Annotated in this window: 21 protein-coding genes and 1 tRNA gene; 14 read left to right on the top strand and 8 right to left on the bottom strand. The window is 38.8% G+C overall.

What is annotated here, in order from left to right:
• Window positions 1-7: 7 nt before the first annotated feature.
• The 10 genes from ccoO to ttcA all read left to right on the top strand — a co-directional run bounded on the left by ccoO (window position 8) and on the right by ttcA (window position 8,437).
• Window positions 8-655 (top strand): cytochrome-c oxidase, cbb3-type subunit II, encoded by a 648-nt coding sequence (gene ccoO / locus ACZ1GV_RS06220; RefSeq protein ID WP_210559491.1) that lies wholly within the window; start codon window positions 8-10, stop codon window positions 653-655.
• 5 nt (window positions 656-660) lie between these two features.
• Complete coding sequence (locus ACZ1GV_RS06215) at window positions 661-843, top strand: cbb3-type cytochrome oxidase subunit 3 (RefSeq protein ID WP_210559492.1); 183 nt, start codon at window positions 661-663, stop codon at window positions 841-843.
• The gene (locus tag ACZ1GV_RS06210; protein ID WP_472675712.1) at window positions 836-1,804 is read left to right on the top strand and encodes a c-type cytochrome; all 969 of its coding nucleotides are present in this window, start codon (window positions 836-838) and stop codon (window positions 1,802-1,804) included. Before ACZ1GV_RS06215 ends, ACZ1GV_RS06210 begins: the two co-directional genes overlap by 8 nt.
• A gap of 64 nt (window positions 1,805-1,868) precedes the next feature.
• Window positions 1,869-2,348 carry a FixH family protein gene (locus ACZ1GV_RS06205; RefSeq protein ID WP_472675711.1) on the top strand — a complete coding sequence of 160 codons (480 nt, stop codon included), beginning with the start codon at window positions 1,869-1,871 and terminating at the stop codon, window positions 2,346-2,348.
• A 5-nt stretch (window positions 2,349-2,353) separates the two neighbouring features.
• Window positions 2,354-4,765, top strand: coding sequence for a heavy metal translocating P-type ATPase (locus ACZ1GV_RS06200; protein ID WP_472675710.1), 2,412 nt, complete (start codon window positions 2,354-2,356; stop codon window positions 4,763-4,765).
• Window positions 4,762-5,001: a cbb3-type cytochrome oxidase assembly protein CcoS gene (gene ccoS, locus ACZ1GV_RS06195; RefSeq protein WP_472675709.1), complete on the top strand. Its 240-nt coding sequence runs from the start codon at window positions 4,762-4,764 to the stop codon at window positions 4,999-5,001. The genes ACZ1GV_RS06200 and ccoS overlap by 4 nt, the downstream gene beginning before the upstream one ends.
• Window positions 4,998-5,669, top strand: coding sequence for a sulfite exporter TauE/SafE family protein (locus ACZ1GV_RS06190; protein WP_472675708.1), 672 nt, complete (start codon window positions 4,998-5,000; stop codon window positions 5,667-5,669). Before ccoS ends, ACZ1GV_RS06190 begins: the two co-directional genes overlap by 4 nt.
• A 2-nt stretch (window positions 5,670-5,671) precedes the next feature.
• Entirely contained in the window at window positions 5,672-6,397 is a 726-nt protein-coding gene (gene fnr, locus ACZ1GV_RS06185; RefSeq protein WP_472675707.1) for a fumarate/nitrate reduction transcriptional regulator Fnr, read from the top strand.
• A gap of 94 nt (window positions 6,398-6,491) precedes the next feature.
• Window positions 6,492-7,421 (top strand): universal stress protein UspE, encoded by a 930-nt coding sequence (gene uspE, locus ACZ1GV_RS06180; protein WP_472675706.1) that lies wholly within the window; start codon window positions 6,492-6,494, stop codon window positions 7,419-7,421.
• 122 nt (window positions 7,422-7,543) lie between these two features.
• Entirely contained in the window at window positions 7,544-8,437 is an 894-nt protein-coding gene (gene ttcA / locus ACZ1GV_RS06175) for a tRNA 2-thiocytidine(32) synthetase TtcA (RefSeq protein ID WP_472675705.1), read from the top strand.
• Window positions 8,438-8,481: 44 nt separating this feature from the next.
• On the opposite strand, the gene glnS is transcribed toward ttcA, so the two are convergent.
• Complete coding sequence (gene glnS, locus ACZ1GV_RS06170) at window positions 8,482-10,149, bottom strand: glutamine--tRNA ligase (RefSeq protein WP_472675704.1); 1,668 nt, start codon at window positions 10,147-10,149, stop codon at window positions 8,482-8,484.
• A 289-nt stretch (window positions 10,150-10,438) separates the two neighbouring features.
• On the opposite strand from glnS, the gene ACZ1GV_RS06165 reads away from it, so the two are divergent.
• Complete coding sequence (locus ACZ1GV_RS06165) at window positions 10,439-11,218, top strand: DUF2884 family protein (protein ID WP_472675703.1); 780 nt, start codon at window positions 10,439-10,441, stop codon at window positions 11,216-11,218.
• Between the two features lie 79 nt (window positions 11,219-11,297).
• Here the strand turns inward: ACZ1GV_RS06165 and ACZ1GV_RS06160 are convergent, their stop codons facing one another.
• The 3 genes from ACZ1GV_RS06160 to ACZ1GV_RS06150 are packed head-to-tail and all read right to left on the bottom strand — an operon-like array spanning window position 11,298 to window position 15,717.
• The gene (locus ACZ1GV_RS06160; RefSeq protein ID WP_472675702.1) at window positions 11,298-11,954 is read right to left on the bottom strand and encodes a LysE family translocator; all 657 of its coding nucleotides are present in this window, start codon (window positions 11,952-11,954) and stop codon (window positions 11,298-11,300) included.
• 43 nt (window positions 11,955-11,997) lie between these two features.
• A complete protein-coding gene (gene ydiJ / locus ACZ1GV_RS06155) occupies window positions 11,998-15,069 on the bottom strand; it encodes a D-2-hydroxyglutarate dehydrogenase YdiJ (protein ID WP_472675701.1) in 3,072 nt (1,023 codons plus the stop codon).
• A 51-nt stretch (window positions 15,070-15,120) separates the two neighbouring features.
• On the bottom strand, window positions 15,121-15,717 hold the full coding sequence (locus ACZ1GV_RS06150) for a VC2046/SO_2500 family protein (protein ID WP_472675700.1): 597 nt from the start codon (window positions 15,715-15,717) through the stop codon (window positions 15,121-15,123).
• A gap of 106 nt (window positions 15,718-15,823) precedes the next feature.
• Here ACZ1GV_RS06150 and ACZ1GV_RS06145 point away from each other — a divergent pair.
• The 3 genes from ACZ1GV_RS06145 (at window position 15,824) to ACZ1GV_RS06135 (ending at window position 17,577) form a co-directional block, all read left to right on the top strand.
• Window positions 15,824-15,908, top strand: a tRNA-Tyr gene (locus ACZ1GV_RS06145).
• A 143-nt stretch (window positions 15,909-16,051) separates the two neighbouring features.
• Window positions 16,052-17,161, top strand: a complete 1,110-nt coding sequence (locus tag ACZ1GV_RS06140) for a porin (protein ID WP_472675699.1) — start codon at window positions 16,052-16,054, stop codon at window positions 17,159-17,161.
• An 11-nt stretch (window positions 17,162-17,172) separates the two neighbouring features.
• Window positions 17,173-17,577, top strand: a complete 405-nt coding sequence (locus ACZ1GV_RS06135) for a type 2 periplasmic-binding domain-containing protein (protein WP_472675698.1) — start codon at window positions 17,173-17,175, stop codon at window positions 17,575-17,577.
• Window positions 17,578-17,671: 94 nt separating this feature from the next.
• On the opposite strand, the gene ACZ1GV_RS06130 is transcribed toward ACZ1GV_RS06135, so the two are convergent.
• From ACZ1GV_RS06130 to astE, 4 genes are all read right to left on the bottom strand, one after another.
• Window positions 17,672-19,279, bottom strand: coding sequence for a dihydrolipoyllysine-residue acetyltransferase (locus tag ACZ1GV_RS06130; RefSeq protein ID WP_472675697.1), 1,608 nt, complete (start codon window positions 19,277-19,279; stop codon window positions 17,672-17,674).
• A gap of 16 nt (window positions 19,280-19,295) precedes the next feature.
• Window positions 19,296-20,273: an alpha-ketoacid dehydrogenase subunit beta gene (locus ACZ1GV_RS06125; protein ID WP_472675696.1), complete on the bottom strand. Its 978-nt coding sequence runs from the start codon at window positions 20,271-20,273 to the stop codon at window positions 19,296-19,298.
• Window positions 20,273-21,484 (bottom strand): thiamine pyrophosphate-dependent dehydrogenase E1 component subunit alpha, encoded by a 1,212-nt coding sequence (locus tag ACZ1GV_RS06120; protein WP_472675695.1) that lies wholly within the window; start codon window positions 21,482-21,484, stop codon window positions 20,273-20,275. The genes ACZ1GV_RS06125 and ACZ1GV_RS06120 overlap by 1 nt, the downstream gene beginning before the upstream one ends.
• Window positions 21,485-21,763: 279 nt before the next feature.
• On the bottom strand, window positions 21,764-22,813 hold the full coding sequence (gene astE / locus ACZ1GV_RS06115; RefSeq protein ID WP_472675694.1) for a succinylglutamate desuccinylase: 1,050 nt from the start codon (window positions 22,811-22,813) through the stop codon (window positions 21,764-21,766).
• Window positions 22,814-22,869 lie beyond the last annotated feature (56 nt).

Here is a 22,869-nt window from a genome sequence, read left to right as displayed (position 1 = left end):
TTATATAATGGCAACTAACCATCATGAGAAAATTGAGAAAAGCGTACCTCTTCTCGTTATCTTTACAATTATCGCTATTAGTTTTGGTGCATTAGTGGAAATTACTCCGCTGATGTTCCAAAAAGATACAACACAACCAATCAAAAATTTACGTGCATTAACTGCATTAGAAATGGAAGGTCGCGACATATACATTCGTGAAGGATGTAATAACTGTCATAGCCAAATGATACGTCCGTTTCGTGCGGAAGTTGAGCGTTATGGGCACTATTCAGTAGCTGGCGAGTCAGTTTGGGATCACCCTTTCCTTTGGGGTTCTAAACGTACTGGTCCTGACTTAGCTCGTGTCGGTCAACGTTATAGTGACGACTGGCACTATGCTCACTTAATGAACCCAAGAGACGTTGTTCCTCAGTCAAACATGCCTTCTTTCCCTTGGTTAGATGAAAATGTATTGACCGGTGAGTACACAGCTAAAAAGTTTGAAGTATTTAACAAACTTACTGCTGGCAAAACTCATAAAGATGAAGATGGAAATTATATTCCTCTTTACTCTGCGGAAGACATAGCTGGAGCCCAAGCTGCAGTTCAAGGTAAGACCGAAATGCAAGCGCTTATCGCATACTTGCAACAACTAGGTACTCACCTTAAGTAGGCGTTATGGATTACGGTACTTATAGAGGCGTTTACACGCTAATTTTATTATTTTTATTTTTGGTTATCGTTTATTGGGCGTACAACAAAAATCGAAAAAAAGATTTTGATGATATTGCCCAGTCAATTTTAGAAGATGATGTAAACGATAGTCCGCGTAAAAAGGAATCATCAAATGATAATGACTGATTTTTGGAGCTGGTGGATAATTATCCTAACGGTATTCTCCATTGTAGCCTGTTTTGTGATCATCACGGCGAACCTTAAAAACTACACTCATGTAGAAGAAGGTGAGTCAATGGGCCACGAGTTCGATGGCATAGAAGAGTTAAATAACCCACTTCCTAAGTGGTGGACGTATCTATTCTATTTCATCTTAGTATGGTCTGTAGGTTACCTTGCCCTATTCCCTGGTCTAGGTAATTATGAAGGTTTACTTGGTTGGAAAAGTTCTAACCAAGGCATAACAACACTAGCAGAATCTAAAGCTTTGTCTGAAAAAGCGAAAGCTGAAGGTCTACTGGTTGCTCTAGATCAGGAAGTTAAGACTGCAGACGAAGTTTATGGTCCTGTATTTAAAGCACTAGCGGACAAGCCTATCTTAGATTTGGCTTACGACGATGAAGGTTTTAAAGTTGGCCAACGACTTTACTTGCAAAACTGTGCATTGTGTCACGGTTCTGATGCTCGAGGCTCAACTGGATTCCCTAACCTACGTGATAACGACTGGTTATATGGCGACTCGCCAGAAACTATAAAGGAAACTTTATTGTATGGACGTAAAGCAGCAATGCCAGCATGGGAAGCTGCTTTAGGCGACCAAGGTATCGAAGAGATGACAGCGTATGTACTTAAATTAGCAGGCCGTAAAGTTAACGACAAGTTAGCTGATGCGGGTGAAGCGAAGTTTGGTATGTGTGCGGCATGTCACGGTCCTGATGGTAAGGGGTCTTTGGCTCACAACCTACCTTTTGGTGCACCTAATTTAACAGATAATATATGGTTATATGGTGGTTCTAAGAAGGCCGTTGAAGAAACGCTTCGTTACGGACGCTATGGTGTTATGCCAGCATGGAAAGATGTACTTGGTGAAGATAAAGTACATGTTATTTCTGCATATATTTACAATATTTCACACCCTGACAAGTAATATGGGGTAAAATAAAAGGCCTCTTCGGAGGCTTTTTTTATGTCTAATGATTAATGAGTAGTTTATGAAATCGAATAATACAGCTTGGTATAAAAACGGATGGGTTTGGCTAATAATAGCGCTGCCTGTTTCTTCAGTAATAGCGGGTATAACAACAGTTATTATTACGAGTCAAAATCAACCTGAAATGGTGGTTGATGATTACTACAAAAAAGGTAAAGCGATTAATCAAGAGTTAGTTTTGTACAAGGCATTTAAAGACTCAGGAATCGAATTAAACGTTCGGCTAAGTAACGATAGGATAGAGCTTAAGTCATCCGAGACCTTCTCCGCGTTAAAAGTGAGTTTAGTTCATTCAACACAAGGTAAACGAGACTTAACTTTGGTTCTCACACCGAACGCAGCCGGTACATTTGGTAAAACGTTAGATAATCACCTAACAGGAAAATGGACAATCTTTGTAGAACCAATGGATAGAGCTTGGAAAGTGCAACAAAAAATTGCCTTCCCGGCCAATGATTGGGTCAAATTAGAAGCGGAATAACATCATTGGATAATTGTTTTCATTGTGGCTCCGATGTTTTAGATACAGAAGAGCCGTTGTTTGTAAAAATTAATTCAGTTCCTCAGCCGGTATGCTGTCGAGGTTGTAAAGCCGTCGCTGAGCATATTGTTGGAAATGGTTTAAATAGCTATTATGAGTTTCGCTCTGAGCTCGCGTCAAAGCCAGCGGAGGACATAAGTGATAATCAATATGAAATTTATGGTGATGATGATTATCTTGAACTTATAGCAAAGCGTAACGGTCTAAATCACGAAATTACGCTATCGGTGGACAATATTCATTGTGCTGCTTGTGCTTGGTTAATTGAACAGTCTTTATACCAAATTAACGGTTTATTAAAGATTAGTGTAAATACAATTAGCCAGCGTGCCATCATTAGTTGGGACAATAGCTCAACTAAGCTATCTACCATTCTACAAAAATTTAATACTATCGGATATCCAGCGACGCCCTTTAAGGTGTCAGATGTAGAACACTCAATAAAACAAAAAGAAAAACAATATATAAAGCGATTAGGCGTTGCGGGCTTATTTACGATGCAAGTTATGATGCTCGCAGTCGCTATGTATTTTGGTGCATTCGAAAGTATGGAAAGTCACCAAATAGGTTACTTTAAATGGATAAGTTTTTTACTTTCTATGCCTGTTGTTCTGTATTCAGCAGTTCCATTTTTAACCGGAGCGATTAAAGCATTACAAGCAAAAACCCTGAATATGGATGTACCGGTTTCTGTTGCTATATATGGTGCATTTATCGCTAGTCTTTATCAGTTAATAATTAACGGTCTAGACGGTGATAAAGGTGAAGTGTTTTTTGAAAGTATATCAATGTTTACCTTTTTATTATTAATAGGTAAATATTTAGAATTCAGAGCTAAAAGTAAAGCCATTTTATCTAACGCAAACCTATCAGCATCGTTACCTGAAACCGTTGTAAAAATAGTTAACTCAGAAGAACAAACTGTGTTACTCAAAGACGTAATAGTTAATGATGTTATTGTTGTAAAAGCCGGAGAGAAAATTGCGGTTGACGGTAATATTATCGAAGGCCAAACGCAGGTAAATGAATCAATTTTAACCGGTGAGTTTGCGCCAGTATTTAAGTCAATAGATGATACTGTGCTTGCAGGAAGTGTAAACTCAGACGGATTTATAAAAGTTCGGGTCACTGCCACTGGTTCTCAAACTGCTCTATCTGAAATAAATAAACTACAAGAAACATTTTCTGACTTTAAACCCAAATACAGTCAAATTGCAGATCGTGTAGCGCACTGGTTTGTTTTTGCGCAACTCGTTATATCAGTATTTACCTATTGGTATTGGAGCGTAAATAGTCCAGCTGATGCACTTTGGATTTCATTATCAGTACTAGTCGCCACCTGCCCTTGTGCGTTAAGTCTAGCGACACCTACCGCTTATACTTGCGTGCTTTCGACATTATCGAAAACAGGTATACTAATAAAAGATGCTGTTGCTTTTGATCGACTCAATCAAATAGATACAATCATATTTGATAAAACAGGAACACTTTCCGAAGGCAAGTTTTCCATTATTGAGGAACTCTGGACGAGTGATCCTTTGCCAGCGGGCTTAACAAAATCTGATATTGCTAGTTACATATATAGTTTAGAAAAGCAATCTGAACACCCCATTGCTAAGGCGTTTAATAAAGAGTCATTGGGTATAGTTGGCTTTGATACTAGCGGCAACCAAGTGTCAAATGTTCGGGTTGAAATGGGTAAAGGTATTTCCGGAGATGTTAACGGACATCAACTAAAAATAGGTAGCGCTGAATTTTGCAATACAAAGGTGAGTGACTTCAATATTCAAGTCGTTCTAGATGATTGTGTTGTTGTTAGCTATCAAGCCCAGGATAAATTGAAAACAGATGCATTGTCATCCTTAACCGCGTTAAAAAATGACGGAAAGACAATGTTAATGCTAACGGGTGATTCTAGTACTAAAGCGGCACATTTAGTTCAAAACTTGCCACTTGATGACGTGCAAACTGCTTGTTCTCCAAAGCGTAAAGCTGAAATTATCAATAAGCTTCAATCAAATGGTCATGCAACCTTGATGGTCGGTGATGGAATAAACGATGCGCCTGTTCTTGCAGGTTCCGACGTAAGTTTAGCAATGGGAAGTGGTGCAGATATTACTAAGCAGGCGGCTGACGTGATTGTGGTAAACAACTCGTTAAAAGCAGTCAATATACTGTTAAATAATGCAGCTAAGACAAGGCGCATCATTAAACAAAATTTATACTGGGCCCTGTTATACAACGTAAGTATATTGCCGGTGGCAATGCTCGGTCTTGTACCTCCATATATTGCAGTAATTGGTATGTCAGCGAGTTCGATTATTGTCGTTAGTAACTCATTGAGGTTATTGAAATGAATATAATTTATTATCTTATTCCGGTTGCCATTTTGTTTATGGTGATCGGTGTTGTCGCGTTTTTTTGGGCAACTAAATCAGAACAGTTTGAAGACATGGAGAAGCAAGGTTTGTCGATACTAATGGATGATATGCCTTCGGGAAATAATCAATCGACAGAGTCAAAAAACGATACTAGTTCAAATGCAAATGACCAAGCAAATTCACATGATAAAGAGCCAAAGGGAAGCTTGTGAGTTTACTGCTAACCGCATTTCTCATGGGATTACTTGGTGTAGGTCACTGTGTTGCTATGTGCGGTTCGTTATCTATGGCGTTGGGTTTCTCGATCCCGGCCAATAAAAGCTTTGTCCGTTATGCCAGTATTATCAGCCTGTCTCGAATTACAGGGTATGCATTGATAGGAATTATTGCTAACTACTTTACACAATCAATTTTTACGTTAACGAATGGCAACATATTATATCTAAGCGTATTTGCTAGCGTACTAATGATCGGTATAGGTTTACATGTTGCTCAAATATCTAATGCTATTTTGAACATAGAATGGCTTGGTAAACATGTAAATCGTGTTATTGAGCCATTAAAGAAAAAAATATTACCGATCGACAGTTTATCTAAATGTATCGCTTATGGCGTTTTATGGGGCTTCTTACCCTGCGGATTAATATATACGGCTTTGAGCTTAGCAGTTGTTTCTGAAAGTCCAATTAACGCCGGGCTTATTATGTTTTGTTTTGGTCTAGGTACTTTGCCAGGGGTTGTCGGTATGACCGTATTTAATAGCAAAATTAGTATTTATTTAAAAAACGCTAATATACGCCTTTTTTTTGGGACTTTGATCATTATAATGGCGTTATATCAACTTTACGTCACGTATCAAAAGTTAACGGGAATTGACTAATAATGACAGGCACAAAACAAAAACATAATTGTGGCGCGTTTAGCATTAGTTGCACGAACTGCAACTTAAATCAACTGTGTATTCCGTTTACATTAGATGACAATGAGTTACGTAAATTAGACGATTTAATACAGCGTAAAAAACCATATCAAAAGAGCCAAACTCTATTTGACGCTGGACAACCACTAAAAACACTTTACGCGGTGCGCTCCGGTAGCTTTAAATCGTACTTAGTTGATAATGATGGTACCGAACAAATTACAGCATTTCATCTTCCGGGCGATATCATTGGGTTTGATGCACTATCAACTAACAAACATATTACTTTTGCTCAGGCATTGGAAACATCTATGGTGTGTGAAATTCCGTTCACGACCATCGAAGACCTATCGGGTCATATGCCAAACTTAAGACAACAAATTACGCGTCTAATGAGTAGTGAGATTTTAAACGACCAAGCAATGTTTATGTTGTTGAACAAAAAGTCTGCCGAACAGCGCATATGTAGCTTTATAGCGTCACTTTCAAACCGTTTTAGTGAACGTAATTTATCGTCAACAACATTCCGATTACCTATGACTCGTGCCGATATCGGTAATTACTTAGGCCTAACCGTTGAAACCGTTAGCCGTATTTTTAGCAAATTACAGAAGCTTGGTGTCATCTCTATTGATGGAAAGTTTATTACAGTGTTAGATTTGCCTAAAGTTGAAAATTTAGTTAACTAATTGACTGGTTTATTGATTTAGGGCAATTTTATCGCGCACATTTTTCGTTATCTTTACTAAACTTAGGTTTAATAAGAAATAGTAAGGATAACTTATGAGTGATTTCAAAAATGTTTTAGTCGTTATCGACCCTACCGAAGATACACAAAAAGCGCTTTCTCGAGCATTAGAACTAGCAGAAAAACAGCCGATTAGTATTACTCTATTTCTTACTATTTATGATTTTTCCTATGAAATGACCACTATGTTGTCCTCTGATGAACGCCATCATATGCGGGACGCAGTAATCGCTGACCGAGAAAGTTGGTTGCTAGATCTCATTACTCATAGTCCCACTATCCCTCATGATATAAAAACTAAAGTTGTTTGGCACAACCGACCTTACGAAAGCATCATCCGGACGGTACTTGAAGGGAATTATGACCTAGTGATTAAAGGGACGCATAGCCATGACACGCTAAAATCTGTTATTTTTACGCCAACTGATTGGCATTTATTGCGTAAATGTCCTTGTGCACTGTTATTAGTTAAAGAGCACGAATGGCCTGAACACGGTAAAGTATTAGCTGCGGTAAGTGCTGGTACGGAAGATGACAAGCATCAAGAGTTAAACGATCGGATCATCGGTCACGGAAAGCACATTGCTGAATTACTGGAGTCCGATACACATTTAATAAATGCTTATCCTCCAACCCCTGTCAATATCGCAGTCGAAATTCCAGAATTTGATCCAAACGAATATAATTCAACCATGAAACAACATCATTTAACGTCTATGGAGGCACTAGCAAATAAGCATGAAGTTCCTAATACACGCTGCCATGTGGTCGAAGGAATGGCCGAAGATGTGATCCCAAGAGTTGCTAACGACTTAGATGCTGAGCTTGTTGTAATGGGAACGGTTGGCAGACTCGGTATAACGGCCGCACTTATTGGTAACACGGCTGAGCATGTAATAGATAATATCAACTGCGATTTACTTGCCATTAAGCCCTCAGACTTTGTTTGCCCAGTAAAACTTTAGCTCCCCTACCAATATTACTGCAAAGGCGATGATTTATCGCTTTTGCTCTCTCTTTACTATTTATTAAATGTTTAAGCATAGGTAAAATACGCGACCATTTATTATTTTGCAGTTCATTATCCATGACAGATTTAGATCCAAGAAAAGCTATTCACGAACAAAATAAACTTGAAAAAAGACTTCGAAGTCGAGTTGGCAAAGCAATAGCTGAGTATAATATGATTGAGGAGTCAGACGTTGTTATGGCTGCAATAAGTGGCGGTAAAGACTCGTTTGCAATGTTAGATATCCTAATTAGTTTACAAAAGTCAGCACCTATCGACTTTAAAATTGTCGCTGTTAATCTAGACCAAAAACAGCCTGGTTTTCCAGAGCATATTCTGCCAGCGTACTTCGAGTCATTAGACATACCCTACTACATTGTTGATAAAGACACTTATTCCATTGTAAAAGAAAAAGTACCTGAAGGAAAAACGACCTGCGGACTTTGTTCTCGTTTGAGACGGGGTACTTTATATTCTTTTGCAGAGTCCATTGGAGCAACAAAAATCGCACTAGGTCACCATATGGATGACATTGTTGAAACTATGTTTTTGAACATGTTTCACGGTGCTAAATTAAAAGCCATGCCACCTAAATTACGTTCTGATGATAAACGTAACGTAGTAATACGCCCGCTAGCTTTTTGTCGTGAAAAAGACTTGATCAAACTTGCAGAGCACAAAAACTATCCGATCATTCCTTGCAATCTATGCGGTTCTCAAGAAAACCTACAAAGACAGTCAATTAAGGCGATGTTAACCGAGTGGGATAAACAAACTCCGGGGCGAATTGAAAACATATTTAGCTCGATAAAAAGTGTCAGTGTGAGCCAATTAGCTGATGGCGATTTGTTTGACTTTAAAAACTTACCTATTGATAGAAGTGAAGAACGTAAAGCGTATGAGTTTTCTGAGGCAACGGTATCATCATCAAATATAGATGAGTCACTTATCATTGATGTTACACATGTATAAATAAAAAAGGAGGCGAAAGCCTCCTTTTTTTTATAACAGCAATATTACTGTTCTGAATTACCCCAAGAGTCTCTTAAACCAACTGTTTTATTAAATATAAGTTGGCCTTGCTCGTTAGTTTTACCGTCAAAGCAGTAATAACCCAAGCGTTCAAACTGATAACCTTGTTGAGGTGCCGCGTTAACTAAACTTGGTTCGATATAACCTTTTCGAATGACTAACGACTCTGGATTTAACACTGTAGTGAAGTCTTCTTCAGCCGCAGGATTAGGAACGGTAAATAAACGGTCGTAATCACGAATTTCCGCTTCAACCCCTTCTGATGCAGACACCCAGTGAATAACACCTTTTGCCTTGCGCCCATCTTCAGGTAACTTTCCTAATGTGGTCGGGTCATATTCACAATATACTGTGGTCACGTTCCCAGCATCGTCAGCATCAAAGCGGACAGCTTTTACATAATAAGCATTACGTAAGCGAACTTCTTTATCTATCACCAAGCGTTTGTATTTTTTATTTGCACTTTCACGGAAGTCCTCACGCTCAATAAAGATTTCTTTTGTAAATGGGATTTTACGCGTACCCATCTCTTCTTTATTTGGATGATTAGGTGCATCAATCCACTCGATATGGTCTTCCGGTAAGTTTTCAATAACTAACTTAATAGGATCAACGACGGCCATAGCGCGAGGTGCCGCTTCGTTTAAGTCTTCACGTATACAAGCTTCTAACATGCCCATCTCAACCATGTTATCGACCTTAGTCACACCGATACGTTTACAAAACTCACGAATAGAGCCTGGTGTATAACCTCTACGTTTTAAGCCAGCAATGGTCGGCATACGTGGATCATTCCAGCCTTCTACATGATTATCGGTAACAAGAGTATTCAGTTTACGTTTACTCATAATTGTATATTCGAGATTTAATCTTGAAAACTCATATTGGTGTGGACGTGATTCGATACTTATATTGTCTAACACCCAGTCATATAAACGTCGGTTATCTTGGAACTCTAATGTACATAATGAATGTGTAATGTTCTCTATTGCGTCCGATATACAATGAGTAAAATCGTACATTGGATAAATGCACCACTTATCACCGGTCTGATGATGGTGAGCAAAACGAATTCGATAGATAACAGGGTCACGCATACAAATAAAGCTTGAGCTCATATCAATCTTAGCGCGTAAGCAACATTCACCCTCTTTAAACTTGCCATCTCGCATGTCATGAAACAGCTTTAAATTCTCTTCAGGGCTAGTATCTCGATAAGGGCTATTTTCACCAGGTGATTTTAAGGTGCCTCTCATTTCTCGAATTTTTTCTTGGCTTGAAAACTCTACGTAAGCTAAGCCTTTATTAATTAGTTCTTCGGCATAACCAAAAAGTTGATCAAAATAGTTAGACGAGTAACAAATATCACCATCCCATTGAAAACCAAGCCAGTTTACGTCTTCTTTAATAGCATTAACGTAATCAATATCTTCTTTCTCTGGATTAGTATCATCAAACCTTAGATTACAAAGCCCTTTATAATCTTGTGCAATACCAAAATTTAGTACAATCGACTTGGCATGACCAATATGAAGAAAACCATTTGGCTCTGGAGGAAATCGAGTGTGCGTAGTCTCATACTTTCCGTCTGCTAAATCCGCATTAATAATGTTGCGAATAAAATTCGATGGGCGATTTTCTGTGTCCGCCATTTATAAACCCTTATAAAACTATTAATTAATTTGAGTATACCACTATGGTCTGCGGTTACACCAAGCAAAATGCCATCAATCGAATACTTTTAAAGCAAATAAATCTTCAATAGAACGCAATGAGTAAATACCCTAATATTTGGCGGATATCACCAAACTTTAAGTGTTGTCCAAAGTGTAGTAATGCAATAAATTGACCTGAAACCCTTATAACAAAGGAATCTCACAAGTGGCACAGAGATTGATATCTATTCTGTAAATCTACATACAAATATCACGGAAATATAAAATGTTAAAAAATTCATTATTAGTAAGTTGCTTAATTTCACCTCTTCTATTATCGAGCAACTACGCTCAAGCCCACAATGATGGCGTAGTAAATAAACAATGTGATGTTACTTTTCAAAATAAAGTATCGATCACCCCTGACCACATCTTAGTCATTAAAAACAATCAAACCCTTTACGACATTTATAACAATGAAACCATATTCTATAAGGGCGAAAAGCTTGAGCTAAGCGCAAGCGACTCAGCTTTAATAAAAGAATTCTCTACTGAGACTCGTTCACTAATTCCTACTATTACTGAAATAGCATTGGAAGCGGTTGGTATCGCTTTTGACGGAATCAATGCTGGACTTGGTCAGTTTGGCGATTCAACGAAACTTGATGCGAAGTTAGCAAATGTAAAACAGCGACTTGAGAACAAATTTGCACAGCAGGACGGCTATTATACTTTTGATGAAGGTCAATTTAATATGGACTTTGCTGATGAAGAGTTAGATAGAGCTATTGAAGAAGTGGTAGAACAAGCACTTCCGTCGTTAATAGGCGGTGTTTTGCAATTAATAGGTACGTCAATTGCGAGTGGCGATACCGACTTTAGTGAACTAGAAAACCTCGAAAAAAATATTGAAGAGGAAATTGAAGCTAGAGCTACTCAATTAGAAGCAAAAGCCGATGTGGTCTGTAAAAAAGTAGATGCTTTAGCATCTCTAGAAAATCGTATTCAAAAAGCGCACAAAAACTTACGTGACTTCGACTTGATTGAAGTGACTCACACAAAGTAGCAACTAACCATCGGAATATTTCTACTTAAATAAACATTCAGCCCTGTAACAAAGGTTAGTACAAAAATACCGACCTTTGTTATATACCAAACCGAGCACCAAACTCACTGTATAGAATATTTACTGCTAACAATATTAAAATCAGTCCCATAACGCGATCAAAAATATACGCATTCCGACTAAACAAATCTCGTACGTACGGACGACTTAAAACAAGTGACAGTCCACAAAACCAAGCCGCTGTTGCAAAAGCCAAATAGATACCATAAGCACCTTTAATTATCATAGGCGTATCAATAGATACAACAACAGTAAATAAAGACAAAAAAAACAAAGTAGCTTTAGGATTTAAACCATTGGTCATAAACCCTAGTAAAAATGCCTTTTTATCAGACAGTTCAGGGTTACTTGACTCTTTAATAGCTGCAGTTGATACCAGGGCCTGTGATTGTAGAGCTCCAATACCAAGATAAATCAAAAAACTTGCAGCAATAATAATTAATAAGTCATATAACCAAGGCGTTGCGTTAATAATTAGACCAATGCCCGCTAAAGCGTATGCAACGTGAACAAAAATAGCACTACCAACACCTACAGAGGTTATCAATGCTGTCCGCTTGCCATATTGAATCGAATGTTTCATAACAATCGCAAAGTCGGGACCTGGGCTTGCAACTGCAAATAAATGTGCAAGTGCAATAGTTAAAAATTCGATTGAGTATTCAGTGAAATCCATGTCAAAACTCCAAAATAATAATGCCTAATTTGCTTAATGAAGCCTATTTAAACAGACCTGCGATAATCTGAATAGGATGTTTCAATGTTTGTTGGGCTAATCGTTTGCTTTGACAGCGGCAAGAAAAGCCTGTGGCTAATACCGTATCATGTTCACTATTTTGAAGAATTGGCGCCCAGCTAATATCAAAGAGTTCTTTTGATACTGTTTGGTTTGCTTTTTCATGCCCAAACGTTCCGGCCATACCGCAACATCCTGTATTCACTGGTTTAGCGGTGAGCCCTAACCTTTCAAAAATAATTGGCCAATGCGAAGGTGCATCTGCGATTAAAGACTTTTCTGTACAATGAGACAACACTGTGTATTTCGTTAATGATTCATCGATTGCCATTTTAGTTTTATCTGCAACAGATTTATTCAGTAATTGTTTTGATAACCATTCACCTAATAAGTCTACTTTAAATTTAACCTTATTATGACCTAGCAAATTTGGATATTCATCGCGATAAACTAAAGTCATAGAAGCATCTAGGCCGATCATTGGTCGTTTAAAGGTCGCGATGTCATTATAATAATCGCAGGCGCTTTTTGCCGTTTCAGTAAATTTTGTCAAAAACCCTTTAACATGCTGGGCTTTACCGTTAACTTGAAATGGTAATATAAGCGGAGAAAAACCTAATCCCTCAAGCGCAATAACAGTGTCTTTTAACAAAGATGACTCATAGCTTGATGTGAACGCATCTTGTACAAGAAAAACGGTCTTTTGCTTATCAACTTCGGCCAGCGCCTGGTAACGCGTTTTGTTATAAAAGTATTTTCTTTCAATTACTTGGGTTGGGTGTTGGCTAAGCTTTGGTGCATCAACATAACCAACAATATTTTTTACAACAAAGTTGCTAATTGGATTGTGAGTCAGCCAATTTGTGACCGTAGACATCCTAGAAAGCGTTGGCATTATAGACTCGACATTAGCAACTAAATGATCACTTAACGGTCGCATGTACCTCAGGTAATAAGCCTCTAAAAATTTGCTTCTAAATGTTGGTACGTCAACTTTTATTGGACATGCTGATGTACAAGCTTTACACGCTAGACACGCATCCATGCTTTCTTTTACTTCATGACTAAAGTCATATCGACCGAACTTTTTCGCTAATGTATAAGCGGCTTTGTATGGCAATCTAAACAAGTCGAGAAATACCGTTTTTGCCATTGCCATGTTTACATAAGACACACCTTCGCCTTGTAACCTTAACCATTCTCGCATCAATGTTGCACGCCCTTTCGGCGAATATCGCCTATCTTTGGTTACTTTATAAGATGGGCACATTACGCTGGATTCATCATAATTAAAGCATAAGCCATTGCCATTACAATTAACGGTTTGTTGATATTCTTCTCTAACGTCTATCGGTATTTGCTTGTCAAATCGCCCTCTTTTAACCGCATCAACACTCACTAATTTTTCTTCACTGCCTATAGGAGTACATATTTTACCTGGGTTTAGTCTATTGTGAGGGTCAAAGGCTGCTTTGATTTTTCTAAGCTCTAAAAATAGCTCTTGTCCAAAAAATTCTGGACCATATTCGCTTCGATATCCTTTACCGTGCTCCCCCCACATTAAACCTTTATATTTTGCCGTGAGCTTAACAACTTGGTCCGATATCACTCGTAGTAACTTTTCTTGGTTAGGATCCATCATATTTAACGCTGGTCTAACGTGAAGAACACCGGCGTCCACATGACCAAACATGCCATATTCAAGGTTATGAGAGTCTAATAGCTGTCTAAATTCAGCGATAAAGTCGGCAAGGTTTTCTGGTGGTACTGCGGTGTCTTCGGCAAATGCGATAGGTTTCTTATCGCCTTTAACATTACCAAGTAAGCCAACCGACTTTTTTCGCATTGCGTATATTCTTGCCATTGCTGAACGGTCTGAAGTTACTGAATAACTTATTACGCCTGAACTTTTTGTTGATATTAGTTGATCTAATCTTTTGCATAGACTTGAGACTTTATCATCTTGATTACTCTCGTCTTCGTCATTAAATTCTACAATATTTAACCCTGCTATGACTTGCCCTTCAACCTCAATAATAAGATCTTGGACTTCCTGCCAAATTACGTCTTGTTTTGCTAAGTTAAGAACTTTACTGTCTATAGTTTCTACAGATGTCGCTTTTGCATCAACTAAAAATGGCGAGTTACGCAACGCTGAATCAAAACTGTCATACGTGATATTAATCATCGTTTTATAAGCTGCTATGGGGGTAATATTAAGCTTAGCTTCAGTAATAAACGCTAACGTACCTTCGGATCCAGCTAATACTCTGCTTAAGTCAAAGTGTTTTTTATCATCACTTAACACATGCTCTAAGTCATATCCTGTCAAAAAACGATTTAAACGAGGAAACACTTCTCGAATTTGGTCTCTATAATTAGTTGCTGTTTCGTAAACTTGTTTATATATACCCGCTGTAGTCTTGTTGTCGACACTTCGAGATAACGCTTCATCAACGGTCAAAGGCGACGTAGACAACTTATCACCGCCAATAGTAATGGCTTCTAAGCCAAGTACATGGTCACTTGTTTTACCATAAACTAGTGATCCTTGACCTGACGCATCAGTGTTTATCATTCCACCAATTGTTGCTCTGTTTGACGTTGAAAGATCAGGAGCAAAGAAAAACCCATAGGGTTTAAGGAAATCATTCAGCTGATCCTTTATTACACCAGACTCTACCTTGACCCAGCGTTCTTCCACATTGATTTCAATTATATTTCGCATATGTCGCGACATATCGACAATTATAAACTCAGTTAAAGACTGCCCGTTAGTGCCAGTGCCGCCACCTTTCGGTGTAAATTTTAACGCCTTAAACTCGGCTTCATTAGCAAGCTTTGTTAATGCTAATAGATCTTTTTCATTTTTAGGAAAGATAATGGCTTGGGGAATTGCTTGATAAATACTGTTGTCTGTCGATTGCGACAAACGAGAAGAGTAGCTTGTTTCTATATCACCAGAGAATTTAAATGACGAATTGTCCTTTAGTTTTTTGCAAAACAGATGAACCGTTGGACTAATGGTGTTCTGGACAGGAATTCTACGAATCATATATCAACTAGCGCTCTACAGATAAAGAATAGTAGTCGATTATAACCAGTTCTATCCCACTAAGTCTAAACTTCTTGAAGCTGTTAGGGTATTAAACCAAAGGTCGATATCCATTGAATTTGGACGTTTAATGCTATGTATATTCACAACTTTTGCATCTTTATCTACATCTGAGTTACGTTGTGTAGGAATATCTTTTGAGATTAGACTCGTATTTATTAACTTTTGTCTTACATTAAAATCTAAACTATTGACTAATTCGTCGTCAAAAACTGCCTTTTTGTAACAAAGGGGTTCTGGCTTGAGAGTGTTCTCTAACCGAACATCTTGATATTGACCATTATGAACCAGTCTATTTTGATTTGATGCACGGACCGAGTTACCCGCACCATATATGTCGGGTTTGGCTGTAGGAAAAATGTCGGTGATGGCGTTTTCGTTAAGATTAGTCGGCGTGTCTACTTGATGAAACTGATCAAATTCAGTGGCATCTTGTGTAATCATTGAAAGCAGTAATGCAAAACTTTGGCTATCTGATGAGTCTACAGCGCGACGGAATTGTGAATAATAGGCTGACTCTCTAATTACATTTTTATTCGTATTTAAATCAGAGTGATCTGAACTGCTGTTTGGCCAATTATTCGACATATAAACTTCTTATTTACTTCAATTAGTTATTATTTCGGCAGTCGGTAAATTTTCTTTAATTATTTGTTTACAGATTTTTTTTCTTTGTTATTATGCGTCTCGTTCTGGAGGGGTTCCCGAGTGGCCAAAGGGATCAGACTGTAAATCTGACGGTTCTACCTTCGGTGGTTCGAATCCACCTCCCTCCACCACATTTCGAAGAAAAGGCACAACTTAGGTTGTGCCTTTTTGCGTTTATAACACCTAAATTCAATAAATTTGCCATCCTGATTTGTAAAATTTCACTTTCAGTTATATACCTTTAAGACACTAATTAACTTTTAGGTCTCAAAATATGCGAACAAAGATTTATGCAGCCACGGTGGCATGTGCTTTGTTGGCGCAAGGAAGTGCACAAGCTGATATCGACTTCACTGGCTTTGCTAGCATTACCGCTGGTAAAGTATTGAGTGGAGACGGTGTTCCACATTATGATGTTCCCCCAACTTTTTTAGCTGACTACCCTATCGTATCAGCGTACACCGAAGATCTATCATTTAAACAAGAAAGCTTGTTTGGTCTACAGGTCAGAGCCACACTTTCAGACGGTCTATCTGCGACTGCGCAAATCGTCTCTAGAGGCGCAGATAATTTTAATACCACCTTTGAATGGGCTTATTTGTCTTATGAAGTAAATGACAATTGGACAATCCAAGCTGGTAAAAAGCGCCTTCCATTATTTTACTACTCAGACTTTTATGATGTTGGTTTTGCTTATGTATGGCTACGACCACCTGCTGATACTTATACATGGCAAGTTTTTAACTACAATGGCATTAATGCTTTATACACGACGCAAGTCAATGATTGGTCTGTCTCAGCAAACTTTTATACTGGTGAAGAAGAGAGTGTAAACAATAGACTATTAAGTCAGTTCTTTTTTATTGAGCCGACAACAGAGATCTGGAAAGACATTTTTGGTGCTGTCGTTAACACAAGTAATGATTGGTTAGAGTTTCGATTTACAGCAATGACGTATACTAACGAACGCTATCGTAGTGGTGTACAACAAACGTGGGGAGGCAGTACAGAACGTGATGGTACATTTTTAGGTATTGCAGTTAATGCGACATGGGGAGATACCTTTCTTCTCACAGAATTAAACAAATTAAAATTAGACGATGACGGTGAGCTTGACTCGTTAATGGTGAGTGTTGGACATAACTTTGGAAGTGTAACGCCTTATTTGTCCTATTCTAAACTCGATCAAACAGGCGAGTACTTAGACGGTTCACCAATTACTGACGGCGAAGATCACGATACAACTTCTGTCGGCTTAAGATACAACTTTCATCCATCAGCAGCGTTTAAAGTGCAATATGACATCGTGAATGACAACTCCTATGAGTATGCCGTGGCCGGTGACAGTAAATCGCTAACTTTTGGTATAGATTTGGTTTTCTAGAGGAATAAACAATGAAAAAACTTTTAATTATTTTAGCGCTATTTTCGTTTAATGCAGTATCGGAAATTGCAGTGATTGTTCACCCTTCTAACGGCGCTAGCCTAGATGAAAAAGATGTTGCCAGGATATTTACAGGCAAAATGAAATCGTTCCCTGATGGAAACCAAATTATTCCTGTTAATTTAGACAATAGTCAAGCTGCAACAGCTGAATTTAACGAGAAGGTACTTAAACGTTCAGAGAGCCAATTAAAAGCCTACTGGTCAAAGTTGGTTTTCACAGGGAAAGGTACCCCACCGCAGTCTGTTGCCAATGCCGATGAGGTTCTAAAACTGGTTTCTACTAACCCTAGCGTTATTGGTTACATCGATGCATCAAAAGTCACGCCCGATGTTAAAGTAATTACGACTTTCTAATTGTAACGATTAGCCCTAAGTTGTAACTAACGCAAAAATTGTAAAAAAAAGGCTCTTATTAAATTAAGAGCCTTTTTTATTTCGCAATATTTATCTACACCATATCCATAATCATAGACGTAGGATTTTCTAAATATTTAGTCCATAAATTGTTAAAACGTGCAATTGTTCCACCATCTATAATGCGGTGATCACCAGACCAACTTACATTCATTATACGTCTTGCTTCAACATTTCCATTTGAGTCAAAGCGTGGCAATGTTTGCATTTTACCAAGCGCAACAATAGCAACTTCTGGTTTATTGATTATAGGTGTTGCTGTAGTTCCACCTAGTGCACCGATATTAGATATTGAGATTGTGCCACCTTTAAGCTGCTCAGGTGCTAACCGTCCAGCTCGGGCTTGCTCTGTAAGTTCAGTCATTTTAACTGCAATATCTTTAATGCTTAGCAATTGACATCCCTTGATATTAGGAACTAAAAGTCCGACTTTAGAATCTACCGCCATACCGATATTGTGATCATTGAAATACGTTAACTCTGTACAGTCTTCGTTTGGCTGAGAATTCATAATTGGGAATTGCTTCATTGCCATTGACATCGCCTTCATAAAAAATGGCATCATTGTCAGCTTAATACCTTGAGCTTCGTACTCAGGCTTTAATTGTTTACGTAATTCATATAGCGCGGTTAAGTCAACTTCATCAGAGTAGGTAAAATGCGGAATCGTAGAAACTGACACCTGCATAGCTTTCGCCATAGCGGCCTTTACGCCTCGTATAGGCTCTACCCGATTGCTTTCAGACGGTAAGGATGACGTCGCGACATCTTGTTTAGAAGCATTTGCAAGCTTATTAGATGACTGTACGCCGTTATCTTTAAAAGAGAGTAGATCTTGTTTGTAAACACGTCCTTTAGCACCAGAACCCGGTACTACCGTAATGTCTAAGTTTAACTCTCGCGCCAAACGGCGAACGGCCGGTGAAGCGACGGCTTTTTTCCTAGTAGAATACTCATTATTTACGTCCGCTGAAGCCGACTTAGTCATTTGAGTATCAATGGAAACAACCTTATCAGTTGTTGTAGAAGCTTTATCTTCTGCGCCTGAAACTGCTGTCGCACCTTCAACTTCAATAGCAAACAAAGGTTTGTGCACTATCGCTATTTCACCTTTTTTATAATATAACTTTGCGACAACACCATCACTTTTAGCCGGTATTTCAACCATAGCCTTATCAGTCATTACTTCACAAATCGGCTGATCTTCCTTTACAACATCACCCTCTTTAACCAACCATTCAACGACTTCACACTCTACTATGCCTTCTCCAATATCTGGAAGTAGGAAGTCCTCTAGAGTTGTACCTGTAGCATTTAATTCGGTTGCGCCATTGTGGCTCGCCGCAGACGTTATTGTCTCAACGCTTGGTTTTGACTCAGAAGCTTGCTCATTATTAGCAGTGCCAGCTTCTTGCAACGCAAATAAAGGACCGTGAACTTTAGCAATCTCGCCTTTTTTATAATATAGCTTGGTAATAACACCGTCACTTTTAGACGGGATTTCAACCATAGCTTTATCTGTCATCACTTCACAAATTGGTTGGTCTTCTACAACTGTATCGCCTTCGGACACTAACCACTCAACAACTTCACACTCTACAATGCCTTCACCAATATCTGGTAAGATAAAATCAGTACTCATTCTTAATTCTCCAGACTTAATAATTAACAGAGCGTTTAATCGCTTCGTAAACTTTTAGATGATCGGCCATATATTCTTTTTCATGTGCTAATGGGTATGGCGTATCTAAACCACAAACACGTTCTATTGGAGACTCTAAATGCAAAAAGCATTCTTCTTGAACTGTCGCTGCAATTTCAGACGCAAAGCCTCCCGTTAAAGGGGCCTCTTGTGACACGACTAAACGACCCGTTTTAATAACAGATGCAGTTACGGTTTCGACGTCCCATGGTGCTACGGTCCGAAGATCAATAACTTCACAGGAAATACCATCTTTTTCAGCCATCTCAGCCGCTTTTTCTAGCATCTCTACCTGAGCTCCCCAAGCTAACAACGTCACGTCATCACCTTGCTGAACGATTTCCGCCTTTCCTAATGGAATGGTGTACTTTCCTTCTGGCACTTCACCTACTGATGCACGATACAAGCGCTTTGGCTCAAAGAAAATAACAGGGTCATTACTCTCTAAGCTAGCCGCTAATAAGCCTTTCGCTTGATATGCGTTTCTTGGAAATACCAATTTAAGGCCTGGTGTATGAGCAAAATACGCTTCTGGTGATTGTGAGTGATAGAGACCACCGTGAATACCACCACCGTATGGTGTTCTAATAACCATGTTGCCTACATTAAATTCATTACCTGAGCGGAAACGGAATTTAGCGGTTTCATTTACTATTTGATCAAACGCTGGAAATATATAGTCAGCGAACTGAATCTCTGGAATAGCCAATGTACCTTGTGCAGCTAAGCCGTTTGCAAAACCTAAAATACCTTGCTCTACAAGAGGAGTATTAAAAACACGATCTTTTCCGAACTTCTCTTGCAGTCCGCTAGTGGCTCTAAATACACCGCCAAATGCACCAACATCTTCACCGAAGATACAGGCATTTTCGTTTTCTTCCATAGCGATCGCTAACGCGGAGTTTATCGCCTGTAACATGTTCATTTTAGCCATTATTTAGACTCCCCTATACGACTTGCCGTAGCAGGATACGACTCTGGGTATTTTAAGATATGTGCTTTTAGTTGCTCGTATTGCTTTTGCAGATGGGCTGGTACTTCTTCATATACATCTGTAACTATCTCTTCAAGAGCTGGTTTAGCGACCTTTTCTGCCACTTTTAGTGCATCAAGTACCTGCACTTTTATTTGCTCTTTTACCTTCTCATCTTCAGCTTCATCTAACCAACCTTGCTTAACCATGTACTTACGGAATCGCTCAACTGGGCAATTATCACGGAAGGTTTCTTCTTCTTCCTTTTCACGATATCCCGTAGGATCGTCTGAAGAAGAGTGAGCAGCTAAACGGTATGCTATTGATTCAATTAAAACTGGCGCGTTATTCTCAACGGAGTAAGCTCTTGCCATTTTAACGGCTTCATAAACCGCTAGTGCATCAAAACCGTCAACTCGGATGGCTTTCATGCCATATCCAGTAGCACGCACAGCAATACCATCGCCTTTAAACTGTTCACTTGCTGGTGTTGAAATTGCGTAGCCGTTGTTACGAGCAAAGAATATTGTTGGCGAGTTATGGACCGCCGCCATATTTAAACCAGCGTGGAAATCACCTTCTGATGCTGCACCTTCACCAAAATAACAAATCGTACATGCACCATCACCTTTAAGCTTCTGACCATAGGCGTAACCCGCTGCTTGAGGGATTTGCGTGCCTAATGGCGAAGAGATCGTAGAATAATTTAATTCTTTTGAACCATAGTGAATAGGCATTTGACGGCCTTTACCAAAATCTTTTTCGTTTGAAAACATTTGGTGCATAAACTGTTCGAGCTTAAAACCTCGATAGGCAAGAGCTGCTTGCTCACGATACTGGGCAAAGATCATGTCTTTGTCTTCTAACGCAGCTGCACTTCCGGTTACCGCAGCTTCTTCACCAAGACATTGCATATAAAAGCTTACCCGGCCTTGGCGTTGAGCTGCCAACATACGTTCATCAAATACACGAATAAAACGCATCGTTTCATATATACGAATTGCTGTCTCTTTATTCATGGAAGACTTTTGAGCGCCTTTATAAAGCTCGCCATTGTCATCTAACATTTTGAACGTCGGTATCGACAATGCGTGCTCACCAACAAAATCCAGCTCTAACGTATCTTTACGAATCGTATTAGTTGGATTTTCAACGTTTAATAGCTTAGCCATTGAATCCTATCCCCTTTCTTCAAATCGTTTGTTATGGCCTAGACCCCTAACAGAGCGCAATTTGATCATTATTTTTATACAATATTATAGATTGTGCAGGACTTTACCTGCGAGCGGGATTTCGTTCAATTTTTGAGGGGTTTAGAGTAAATAGTTTAGAGATATAAAGTGTTCAGATAAATTGCCACTTTTGGCTATTTATTAAACTAGAGTGAATATTTAACAAACGAACTCGTAATGATAAGTGCCACCATTACGAGTTGTTTAGCGACTTTCTTGTCAAACTAAGTTAGCGGATATATCAGTAGGTAGAACTGTTAACAATGCTCTTTGCCCGATTGCGACATTAGCATTTGGAAAGACTATAGCCTCACCGTCTTTTTCGGTCACGATCGCGACGCCGTTCTCAGTTGCGAGTTGGTCTCCGGCTTTAAATTGAGTAAAGTTAGCTACATTTTCGGCAAAACTAAGCTGAAACGATTGATCATGTTTATTAATTTCACGATACACAGTCATGATTTGGTAATTTGCTGAATTAAAATTATCACCGGCATAAGTATGACCTTGTAACAAATTTATTAATGTGGATTTAGCAGCGACAAATTTACTTTGATCGTTTTCACCAAAGGGTCTAACTTTTCCTAGCTCAACAGTAAAAGAATTTGCTCCGTGTGTATTAGACGAGTAATAGCTGAACGTAGTCGCCGGTTTCTCCATTAATAAAAACGTCGTTACGCCCATTGCTTTTAACGTTTCAAACTGTTGTTTTTTCCAGGGTTTTCCGTGCACATATGGGTATACAGCAAACTTCTCATGGGCAGAGTCCCTTATTGCTGTATGTAAGTCGTAATGCGTTCTCTCAGCGTTTGTATATTCAGCATAAAAATTGGTCATGTAATGTTCCAACTTAGACGCTCGCTCACGCTCTTTATTGAGAAATACTTTAGTAGCCTGCCCTTCGTGTAACGAATGATAGCCACTAAAAAGTCGGTTCATATTTTCTTCTACAAATCGCTCGCCGATATTGATAGAGGCGGGATTACCAAACATAAATAGGACTGGATGTTTAATAATTAAATCACCTGCTACAAGAGAATTAATTATGTCGCTGCAAATCTCAATAGGCGCCGTTTCATTACCGTGAATCGCAGATGAAAAGACAAACGCCTGCTCAGCTTGCTCTTTTTTCAAGGTTTTGGGCTCAAACTTAATAACACCGGTATCCCAAACGCTTATGTTATATATCTCGTTTGAACTTATAAACGCGTCTAAATGCCACTCGTGTTGACGGGTCAGTGTTAAAAAGTCAGTTTTAATAAGATCATGCATATGGGAAAAGTCCTAAATTTCTAAAAGTTAGCGCATGCCATATTAGCAAAGCTACA

Source organism: Psychrosphaera sp. HA2-10 (assembly GCF_055693745.1).
This window is presented reverse-complemented; position numbering and strand designations above follow the sequence as displayed.

What these genes read in the sequence shown, in the direction of transcription:
- ccoO (WP_210559491.1), top strand. Translation starts at nt 8, where the DNA reads ATGGCAACTAACCATCATGAGAAAATTGAGAAAAGCGTACCTCTTCTC.
- ACZ1GV_RS06215 (WP_210559492.1), top strand. Translation starts at nt 661, where the DNA reads ATGGATTACGGTACTTATAGAGGCGTTTACACGCTAATTTTATTATTT.
- ACZ1GV_RS06210 (WP_472675712.1), top strand. Translation starts at nt 836, where the DNA reads ATGACTGATTTTTGGAGCTGGTGGATAATTATCCTAACGGTATTCTCC.
- ACZ1GV_RS06205 (WP_472675711.1), top strand. Translation starts at nt 1,869, where the DNA reads ATGAAATCGAATAATACAGCTTGGTATAAAAACGGATGGGTTTGGCTA.
- ccoS (WP_472675709.1), top strand. Translation starts at nt 4,762, where the DNA reads ATGAATATAATTTATTATCTTATTCCGGTTGCCATTTTGTTTATGGTG.
- fnr (WP_472675707.1), top strand. Translation starts at nt 5,672, where the DNA reads ATGACAGGCACAAAACAAAAACATAATTGTGGCGCGTTTAGCATTAGT.
- uspE (WP_472675706.1), top strand. Translation starts at nt 6,492, where the DNA reads ATGAGTGATTTCAAAAATGTTTTAGTCGTTATCGACCCTACCGAAGAT.
- ttcA (WP_472675705.1), top strand. Translation starts at nt 7,544, where the DNA reads ATGACAGATTTAGATCCAAGAAAAGCTATTCACGAACAAAATAAACTT.
- glnS (WP_472675704.1), bottom strand. Translation starts at nt 10,149, where the DNA reads ATGGCGGACACAGAAAATCGCCCATCGAATTTTATTCGCAACATTATT.
- ACZ1GV_RS06165 (WP_472675703.1), top strand. Translation starts at nt 10,439, where the DNA reads ATGTTAAAAAATTCATTATTAGTAAGTTGCTTAATTTCACCTCTTCTA.
- ACZ1GV_RS06160 (WP_472675702.1), bottom strand. Translation starts at nt 11,954, where the DNA reads ATGGATTTCACTGAATACTCAATCGAATTTTTAACTATTGCACTTGCA.
- ydiJ (WP_472675701.1), bottom strand. Translation starts at nt 15,069, where the DNA reads ATGATTCGTAGAATTCCTGTCCAGAACACCATTAGTCCAACGGTTCAT.
- ACZ1GV_RS06150 (WP_472675700.1), bottom strand. Translation starts at nt 15,717, where the DNA reads ATGTCGAATAATTGGCCAAACAGCAGTTCAGATCACTCTGATTTAAAT.
- ACZ1GV_RS06140 (WP_472675699.1), top strand. Translation starts at nt 16,052, where the DNA reads ATGCGAACAAAGATTTATGCAGCCACGGTGGCATGTGCTTTGTTGGCG.
- ACZ1GV_RS06135 (WP_472675698.1), top strand. Translation starts at nt 17,173, where the DNA reads ATGAAAAAACTTTTAATTATTTTAGCGCTATTTTCGTTTAATGCAGTA.
- ACZ1GV_RS06130 (WP_472675697.1), bottom strand. Translation starts at nt 19,279, where the DNA reads ATGAGTACTGATTTTATCTTACCAGATATTGGTGAAGGCATTGTAGAG.
- ACZ1GV_RS06125 (WP_472675696.1), bottom strand. Translation starts at nt 20,273, where the DNA reads ATGGCTAAAATGAACATGTTACAGGCGATAAACTCCGCGTTAGCGATC.
- ACZ1GV_RS06120 (WP_472675695.1), bottom strand. Translation starts at nt 21,484, where the DNA reads ATGGCTAAGCTATTAAACGTTGAAAATCCAACTAATACGATTCGTAAA.
- astE (WP_472675694.1), bottom strand. Translation starts at nt 22,813, where the DNA reads ATGCATGATCTTATTAAAACTGACTTTTTAACACTGACCCGTCAACAC.